This window comes from Pseudomonas sp. CM25, assembly GCF_013179705.1.
Classification (GTDB): Bacteria; Pseudomonadota; Gammaproteobacteria; order Pseudomonadales; family Pseudomonadaceae; genus Aquipseudomonas.
This window is the reverse complement of sequence record NZ_JABMCW010000564.1, coordinates 1-2,168: the sequence shown is the minus strand read 5'-3', so window position 1 is coordinate 2,168 and position 2,168 is coordinate 1. Positions and strand designations below refer to the sequence as shown.

The window sequence follows — 2,168 nt, the reverse complement described above, 5'->3', positions numbered from 1 at the left end:
TACAAAGGATCTGCGTCTTGCCGAACAACAAGAGGATTCCTTGATGATCCTGCAACGCATCTTCGCCCTGGCCCTGCTGGCGGTGTGCGCCGTCCTGGCCGTGATGGCCTGGCCCTACCAGGCGGCGTTTTCCTATGAACCGGTAGGCCCGCGCGCCTACCCACTGTTGATGCTGGGCCTGATGGGCCTGGGTTTGCTGTACCTGGCGTTCCGCCCTACGCCCATCGTGCGCAAGGACGATGAGCCCGAGCTGGACCGCCACACCCTGATCAAGATCGCCGCCTGCGTCGGCCTGCTGCTGGTCTTTGCCGCCACCTTCGAACCCCTGGGCTTTATCCTCAGCGCCATCCTCGTCGGTCTGCCAATGGCCCGCCTGTACGGCGGTCGCTGGCTGCACAGCGCCATCGTGGTGGTCGGCATGAGCGTGTTCCTCTACTGGCTGTTCGACCGCGTGATGGACGTGCCCCTGCCCCTTGGCCTGCTGAGCGTACTGGAGAACTGACACATGGATACCTTGAGCTACCTGGGCCAGGGCTTCGGCGTCGCCCTGTCCCCCTACAACCTGGTCACGGCCCTGTCCGGCACCCTTATCGGCACCGTGGTCGGCCTGCTGCCGGGCCTGGGTCCGATCAACGGCGTGGCCCTGCTGATCCCCATCGCCTTCGCCCTGGGCCTGCCGCCGGAGTCGGCGCTGATCCTGCTGGCGGCGGTGTACCTGGGTTGCGAGTACGGCGGGCGTATCAGCTCGATCCTGCTGAACATCCCGGGCGAAGCCTCGACCGTGATGACCACCCTGGACGGCTACCCGATGGCGCGCAAGGGCCTGGCGGGCGTGGCCCTGTCGTTGTCGGCATGGAGTTCGTTCATCGGCGCCTTCATTGCCACCTGCGGCATGGTGCTGTTCGCCCCGCTGCTGGCGAAATGGGCAATCGCCTTCGGGCCGGCGGAATACTTCGTGCTGATGGTTTTCGCCATCGTCGCCCTGGGCGGCATGGCGGGTGACAAGCCGCTGAAGACCTTCATCGCCGCCTTGATCGGCCTGTTCCTTTCGGCAGTCGGTATCGATGCCAACAGCGGTGTGTACCGTTTCACCGGTGACAGCGTGCACCTGGCCGACGGCATCCAGTTCGTGGTGCTGGTACTGGGCCTGTTCTCCATCAGCGAAATCCTCTTGCTGCTGGAAAAGACCCACCATGGCCACCAGGCGGTCAAGGCCACCGGGCGCATGCTGTTCAACTTCAAGGAAGCGGCTTCGGTGTTCGCGGTCAACATCCGTTGCGGCCTGCTTGGCTTCATCATGGGCGTGCTGCCCGGCGCGGGCGCGACACTGGCCAGTGCCGTTGCCTACATGACCGAGAAGCGCCTGGCGGGTGACAAAGGCGAGTTCGGCAAAGGTGACGCTCGCGGCCTGGCCGCCCCGGAAACCGCCATTGGCGCCTCCTGCTGTGGCGCCCTGGTACCGATGCTGACACTGGGCGTGCCTGGATCGGGCACCACTGCGGTGATGATCGGCGCCCTGACGCTGTACAACATCACCCCGGGCCCACTGCTGTTCCAGCAGCAGCCCGACATTGTCTGGGGCCTGATCGCGTCGTTGTTCATCGCCAACATCATGCTGGTGATCCTCAATATCCCGATGATCCGCATCTTCACCCGCATCCTTGCCGTGCCGAACTGGGCGCTGGTGCCGGTGATCGCCATCATCACCGGTATCGGCGTGTACGCCGTGCATGCCACCACCTTCGACCTGTTCCTGATGGTCGGCATCGGCATCATGGGTTACATCCTGCGCAAGCTGGACTTCCCGCTGTCGCCGATTTTGCTCGGTTTCATCCTGGGCGGGCTGATGGAGCAGAACCTGCGCAGGGCGCTGTCGATTTCCAACGGTGAGCTGGGCATCCTCTGGTCGAGCCCGATCAGCATGTCGGTATGGGCACTGACCGTCTGCATGCTGACATTGCCGCTGCTGCGCAGCTGGCGCAAACGCAGCCAGCTGCGTCGGGCCATGGCCGATGCCTGATCGCGCGTTGCCGTTGTTTGTCGCAACCGGGCTGGTCGGCATTGCTGGCGGTTTTGCCGCCAGCAAGGTCGGCTGGCCTTTGCCGTGGATGGTCGGCTCGTTGCTGGCGATCATCCTGGTGCGCTGCCTGACACCCTGGCAGCTGCCG

2 protein-coding genes and 1 pseudogene are annotated in these 2,168 nt (G+C 64.4%); all 3 read left to right on the top strand.

Annotation, left to right across the window (positions count from 1 at the left end; translation table 11 throughout):
• Window positions 1-43: 43 nt before the first annotated feature.
• A complete protein-coding gene (locus HP546_RS29455) occupies window positions 44-502 on the top strand; it encodes a tripartite tricarboxylate transporter TctB family protein (protein ID WP_172233160.1) in 459 nt (152 codons plus the stop codon).
• Between the two features lie 3 nt (window positions 503-505).
• Window positions 506-2,020, top strand: coding sequence for a tripartite tricarboxylate transporter permease (locus tag HP546_RS29450; protein ID WP_172233157.1), 1,515 nt, complete (start codon window positions 506-508; stop codon window positions 2,018-2,020).
• Window positions 2,013-2,168: pseudogene (locus HP546_RS31595) on the top strand (AbrB family transcriptional regulator); the annotation flags it as partial. The gene HP546_RS29450 and the pseudogene HP546_RS31595, both read left to right, overlap by 8 nt.

What these genes read in the sequence shown, in the direction of transcription:
- HP546_RS29450 (WP_172233157.1), top strand. Translation starts at nt 506, where the DNA reads ATGGATACCTTGAGCTACCTGGGCCAGGGCTTCGGCGTCGCCCTGTCC.
- HP546_RS29455 (WP_172233160.1), top strand. Translation starts at nt 44, where the DNA reads ATGATCCTGCAACGCATCTTCGCCCTGGCCCTGCTGGCGGTGTGCGCC.